Raw genomic sequence first — 5,960 nt, 5'->3', positions numbered from 1 at the left:
GCCCGCCAGCATCGCCACGTAGCTGCGCGGCGAGCGGTCGAGCACCGACACGTAGATGCACAGCGCCGACCATAGCGCGATCGCAAGCACCAGCAGCGGCGGCGCCCCGGCGAGATTGGGCACGATCGCCACGGCGACGCAGGCGCCGATCAGGGTGCCGAGGACGCGGAACACCGCCTTCGACCGCGTCGTGCCGGAGAGCGGATGCGAGGTGATGTAGACCGTCGCCACCGCCCAATACGGCCGCGGCAGATCGAGCCACAGCCCGATCGCCATCGCCAGCATCGCAGCGGCGAACGTCTTGAACGCAAACAGCCATTGCTGCTCGTCGGGCAGCGACATCGGCGGAAATCCTAGATTCCGAAAGGAGGGGCGCGCGGCGCCTTCTCGGGTGAAAAGGGCTGGTATCTGGCGCGACCTTTACATAAATGACCATGGGGTCATTTTATGTCAAGATGACGACCCGCCAGAATTGTGCCGTGCTTCATCGCTCAGGACGCGACCATGCCTAAGCCCAAACAAACGCCTGCAAAAACGCTGACCAGCAATGCGGCGGTTCGTTCCAAACGGGTCGCGCGCGGGCCGAGTCCGGACAAGACCGCGCAAACCAAAGCGAGCATCGTGCGGGCCGCACTCGCTGAGTTTCTCGACAAGGGCTTTGCGGATGCGACGATCGCTGGGGTGGCGCAGCGTGCCGGCGTCGCCAAGGGCACGCCGTATCGTTACTTCGCCACCAAGGAAGCGCTGTTCGCCGGCGTGGTGCAGCAGGAGCTGGTCGGCGCGCTCGGCGATATCCTGGAGGAGAGGCGCGGGCGCGACGAGAGCGTGCAGGCGTTCCTGCGCCGGACGCTGCTGATCGCGCTCGGCGAGATCGAGCGCAAGGGACGGGCGGCGATGGCCCGGCTGGTGATCGTCGAGGGCGTGCGGTTTCCGGCGCTGGTCGAGATCTATCGCCGCGAGATGTTCGATCCGGTGCTCGACCAGATCAAGCGCCTGGCGCCGGTAGCGCGCCGCCGCGGCGAACTGCCCGACGATCGGTTGATCCGCCACCCGCATTTGCTGATCGCGCCGGTGTGGATGGGCATTCTCAACAACCAGCTGATCGATCGCGACCACCCGGTCGACATCGCCGGCCTGTTCGAGGCCCAGCTGGAGTTGATGTTTTCCGGCGAGGCAGGGCGGTGAGGGATGAATACCCCTTTGGCCGCTTCCGTCCCACGAAAACCAGACGTCGTGAGTTCGGGCTCGAGTAGTTCTGCTTTTGATAGAACCGGGACCGCGGTTCGGAGTGCTCACAACAGGCACAGCCTCATGGTGAGGAGGCGCGAAGCGCCGTCTCGAACCATGCGCCGCAGGCGATGTGGCTCCTCATCCTTCGAGACGCCCGGCTTTGCCGGGCTCCTCAGGATGAGGACCTTTGCCCTTGGCAAGGGCCAAATCCGCTTCGATCAGGTGATGAACGGCTCTAGAACACCACCACCGAACGGATCGACTTGCCTTGGTGCATCAGATCAAAACCCTTGTTGATCTCTTCGAGCTTCAGCACATGGGTGATCATCGGGTCGATCTCGATCTTGCCGTTCATGTACCAGTCGACGATCTTCGGCACGTCGGTGCGGCCGCGGGCGCCGCCGAACGCGCTGCCCCTCCAGACACGGCCGGTGACGAGCTGGAACGGGCGGGTCGAGATTTCCTTGCCGGCTTCAGCGACGCCGATCACCACCGACACGCCCCAGCCGCGATGGCAGGCTTCGAGCGCCTGGCGCATCACATTGGTGTTGCCGGTGCAGTCGAACGTGTAGTCGGCGCCGCCATCGGTGAGCCCGACCAGATGCTGGACGATGTCGCCGTCGACCTTCTTCGGGTTGACGAAATGGGTCATGCCGAAGCGGCGGCCCCATTCTTCCTTGTCGTCGTTGATGTCGACGCCGACGATCTTGTCGGCACCGACCATCTTGGCGCCCTGAATCACGTTGAGGCCGATGCCGCCGAGGCCGAACACCACGACGTTGGAGCCGGGCGTGACTTTGGCGGTGTTGACCACCGCGCCGACGCCGGTGGTGACGCCGCAGCCGATGTAGCAGCTCTTGTCGAACGGTGCGTCCTCTCGGACCTTCGCGACTGCGATCTCCGGCAGCACGGTGAAGTTCGAGAACGTCGAGCAGCCCATGTAGTGATAGATGGTCTGGCCTTTGTAGGAAAAGCGCGAGGTGCCGTCCGGCATCAGGCCCTTGCCCTGCGTAGCGCGGATCGCGGTGCAGAGGTTGGTCTTCTGGCTCAGGCAGCTTTTGCACTGCCGGCATTCCGGCGTGTACAGCGGAATGACGTGATCGCCCGGCTTCACCGAGGTGACGCCGGCGCCGACCTCGCGGACGATGCCCGCGCCTTCATGGCCGAGGATCGAGGGGAAGATGCCTTCGCTATCGAAGCCGTCGAGCGTGTAGGCGTCGGTGTGGCAGATGCCGGTGGCCTTGATCTCGACCAGCACCTCGCCGGCCTTGGGCCCTTCGAGATCCAGCTCGACGATTTCGAGCGGCTTCTTGGCCTCGAACGCGACGGCGGCCCGTGTCTTCATGGCGATCCTCCTGGCATCAGCGAAACTGCGATTGCCTCTCGTATCGCAAATCGGCGCGCCGACTTGAACCGTTTTCTAGCCTGGTGAGGCGACGGGGCTCATGCCGAGGCGGCGCGGCAATCGTCTTCGAGCGGCAGATCGTCGGGCGCGTTGGGATCGCCGGGCGCGGTGGCCCAGGCGAGCTCGACCAGCGTCACGGTGCGGCGGCCGGCGCCGTCGAATTGGCAGACGATCAGGCCCTGTTCTTCGATGTAGGTCAGCAGGCGCCGGGCGCGGCGCAGCGAGTGGGTGCCATAGGCCCGTGCAATCGCGGCGTCGCCGGGGCAGGGCCAGCCTTCCTTGGCGGCGCGGGCGATGATCATGAACACGCCCTGCATATCGTCAGGCAGGGTGGAAGCGCGGAGCGTCACGTCCTGCCACGCATCATCGGCGGCCATCTCGGTGGTGAGGCCGGCGCGAGCGTGCGTCAGCATCCGCCGAAACTCGGTCATGTCCGGGATCGCGGTGGCGAGGCCTTCGATCCGGCAGCGCACCACGAATTCCTGATACAGCACGCCGATGGCGCGGAAGCCGGCATCCGGCTCGGCCAGGATCGCGCGCAGGATACGGTCGAGCCGTTCGCGGCGCTCGGCGATCTGTTCGTCGCTGAGCGGCGGCGCTTCGGGCTCAGGCGTGGTGTCGATCGCGACAGACTTCGCCGCCATCAACTGGCTGAGCAGATCCGGCGCGGGGGCGCGGCGCTGCGGCCGCGTTGCGGTGGTCTCCGGCGGCGGCGCGGCGAGGATCACGGCGCGCGCGTCTTCGAGCCCGGCTTCCGGCAGCGGCATCAGGCGTGGCGTGGAGTTGCGCGGGTGCGTTTCGGTCGGCCCGATCCGCAAGCCCAGCGGCCGGCGCGACAGCGCCGGGCCGAGCGCCATGAACTGGCCGCGTTCGAGATCGCGAAACGCTTCGGCCTGCCGCCGCTCCATGCCGAGCAGATCGGCGGCGCGCGCCATGTCGATATCGAGGAAGGTGCGGCCCATCAGGAAGTTCGAGGCTTCTGCCGCGACGTTCTTGGCGAGCTTGGCGAGGCGCTGGGTGGCGATCACGCCGGCGAGGCCGCGCTTGCGGCCGCGGCACATCAGATTGGTCATCGCACCGAGCGAGAGCTTACGCGCTTCGTCGGAGACTTCGCCAGCCACCGCGGGCGCGAACAGCTGGGCTTCGTCGACCACCACCAACATCGGGTACCAATGGTCGCGCGCGGTGTTGAACATGCCATCGAGAAACGCCGCAGCGCGGCGCATCTGGTTCTCGGCATCGAGTCCTTCGAGATTGAGCACCGCCGAGACGCGATGAATCCGGGCACGTTCGCCGGCGACCTGCAGGCCGCGCTCGGTGTGGTCTTCGGCGTCGATCACGAGATGGCCGAATCGCTCCGCCAGCGTGACGAAGTCGCCTTCGGGATCGATGATCGCCTGCTGTACCCAGGGCGCGCTCTGCTCCAGCAGGCGGCGCAGCAGATGCGACTTGCCCGAGCCGGAATTGCCCTGCACCAACAGGCGCGTCGCCAGCAGTTCCTCGAGATCGAGAGCCGCGGTTGCGCCTGAATTGGTTTGCCCCATTTCGATCGCAACGGTCATGGCTCGGCCCGAGGTCTCCTTTCGCGAGCAGGGGGCTTAACAACCTGGGCGCGCCGCGTCGAGCACCTGCGGCGGTTCCGCCCGGTGTTATGCACGCACATCAGCGTTGCGTGACAAGCCGCGAATCAGCGCCAGCCGAGCGCCGGCGCGACGTGGGTGAGAACGGCCTCGATCACATGGGCGTTGTAATCGACGCCCAGCTGATTGGGGATCGTCAGCAACAGCGTGTCGGCTTCGGCGATCGCCGCGTCGGCCTTGAGCTGTTCGATCAGCGCGTCCGGCTCCGCCGCATAAGAGCGGCCGAAGATCGCGCGGGTCTGTTCGTCGAGATAGCCGATCTGATCCTGCTGCTGGCCTTCGCGGCCGAAATAGGCGCGGTCGCGATCGTCGACCAGCGGGAAGATGCTGCGGCTGACCGAGACGCGCGGCGTGCGGGTGTGGCCGGCCTGTTTCCACGCGTCGCGATAGGCGCGAATCTGCGCCGCCTGCTGAACGTGAAACGGCTCGCCGGTCTCGTCGTTCTTCAGCGTCGAGCTTTGCAGGTTCATGCCGAGCTTGGCGGCCCACACCGCAGTGGCGTTGGAGCCGGCGCCCCACCAGATGCGGTCGCGCAGGCCCTCCGAATACGGCTCGAGCCGCAATAGTCCGGGCGGATTGGGAAACATCGGCCGCGGGTTGGGCTGTGCGAAGCCCTGGCCACGCAAGAGGTCGAGCAGCACTTCGGCGTGGCGGCGGCCCATGTCGGCGTCGCTCTCGCCCTCGGCGGGCTGATAGCCGAAATAACGCCAGCCATCGATCACCTGCTCGGGCGAACCGCGGCTGATGCCGAGCTGCAGCCGGCCGCCGGCGATCAGATCGGCGGCGCCGGCATCCTCGGCCATGTACAGCGGATTCTCGTAGCGCATGTCGATCACGGCGGTGCCGATCTCGATGCGCTCGGTTTTGGCGCCGATGGCGGCGAGCAGCGGGAAGGGCGAGGCGAGTTGCCGGGCGAAATGATGCACGCGGACGTAGGCGCCATCGGCGCCGAGCTGTTCGGCGGCCTGCGCCAGATCGATGGTTTCGAGCAGCGCATCGGCGGCCGAACGCGTGCGTGACTGCGGCGACCAATGGCCGAACGAGAGAAAACCGATCTTCTTCATGGAGACAGCCCTGACGATGTGAAGGCTGTAGATAGTGCGCCTGCCGTTTCAGAAAAAGCCTTCGCTGGCGCATGGCGGTGATCGATCAGCACGCGCGCCGCGCGTGATGCCTCAATCGTTCGCCAAGCCGCGCAGCAGCAGATCGACACTCGCTTCGGTGAAGGCGACGAAATCGACTTCCTTGCGGGTGCCGAACAACAGCGACCACAGGCTGAGCAACACCGCCGGACTCATCACGATCTCGGTGAAGGCAGCGGCCGGCGCATCGCGGAATTCGCCCGCGGCGACGCCGTCGTCGATCACCTGCCTGAATTGATCCATGATCGGCGCGACGAATTCGTCGTAGTGACGGTCGACCAGATCCGGAAAGCGACAGCCCTCGGCGATCAGGAAGCGCAGAATTTCGCGGGACTCGCGGTTCTCCGCAATGTGGCCATAGGTGAAGGCGATCAAGCCGCGCAGACGTTCGGTGGCCGAGCCGGAGAGGGTGAGCGCGTGGTCCTTCAAGCCCGGCAGAAACGACTGCGATTTATGCCGGACCATCTCCTCGAACACCCGCTCCTTGGTGTCGAAGTAAAAATAGATCGTGCCCTTGGTCACGCCTGCGCGCGCCGCGACGTC

Annotated in this window: 6 protein-coding genes; 1 reads left to right on the top strand and 5 read right to left on the bottom strand. The window is 65.9% G+C overall.

What is annotated here, in order from left to right:
* Positions 1 to 342, bottom strand: a 342-nt coding sequence (locus DYI24_RS19605; RefSeq protein WP_205523598.1) for an FUSC family protein, incomplete at its 3' end; no start/stop codon positions are given.
* A gap of 162 nt (positions 343 to 504) precedes the next feature.
* Here DYI24_RS19605 and DYI24_RS19600 point away from each other — a divergent pair.
* Positions 505 to 1,185, top strand: a complete 681-nt coding sequence (locus DYI24_RS19600) for a TetR/AcrR family transcriptional regulator (RefSeq protein WP_107355141.1) — start codon at positions 505 to 507, stop codon at positions 1,183 to 1,185.
* A 280-nt stretch (positions 1,186 to 1,465) separates the two neighbouring features.
* Here DYI24_RS19600 and DYI24_RS19595 read toward each other — a convergent pair whose 3' ends face one another.
* From DYI24_RS19595 to DYI24_RS19580, 4 genes are all read right to left on the bottom strand, one after another.
* Positions 1,466 to 2,575, bottom strand: coding sequence for an S-(hydroxymethyl)glutathione dehydrogenase/class III alcohol dehydrogenase (locus DYI24_RS19595; protein WP_164573488.1), 1,110 nt, complete (start codon positions 2,573 to 2,575; stop codon positions 1,466 to 1,468).
* Between the two features lie 98 nt (positions 2,576 to 2,673).
* Positions 2,674 to 4,197 (bottom strand): helicase HerA domain-containing protein, encoded by a 1,524-nt coding sequence (locus DYI24_RS19590; protein ID WP_164573487.1) that lies wholly within the window; start codon positions 4,195 to 4,197, stop codon positions 2,674 to 2,676.
* Between the two features lie 125 nt (positions 4,198 to 4,322).
* The gene (locus DYI24_RS19585) at positions 4,323 to 5,339 is read right to left on the bottom strand and encodes an LLM class flavin-dependent oxidoreductase (protein WP_164573486.1); all 1,017 of its coding nucleotides are present in this window, start codon (positions 5,337 to 5,339) and stop codon (positions 4,323 to 4,325) included.
* A 111-nt stretch (positions 5,340 to 5,450) separates the two neighbouring features.
* A partial coding sequence (locus tag DYI24_RS19580) for a TetR/AcrR family transcriptional regulator (protein ID WP_164573485.1) occupies positions 5,451 to 5,960 on the bottom strand: 510 nt, incomplete at its 5' end.

The organism is Rhodopseudomonas sp. BR0C11, assembly GCF_010820945.1.
In the GTDB taxonomy this organism is placed as follows: domain Bacteria; phylum Pseudomonadota; class Alphaproteobacteria; order Rhizobiales; family Xanthobacteraceae; genus Rhodopseudomonas; species Rhodopseudomonas palustris_H.
This window is presented reverse-complemented; position numbering and strand designations above follow the sequence as displayed.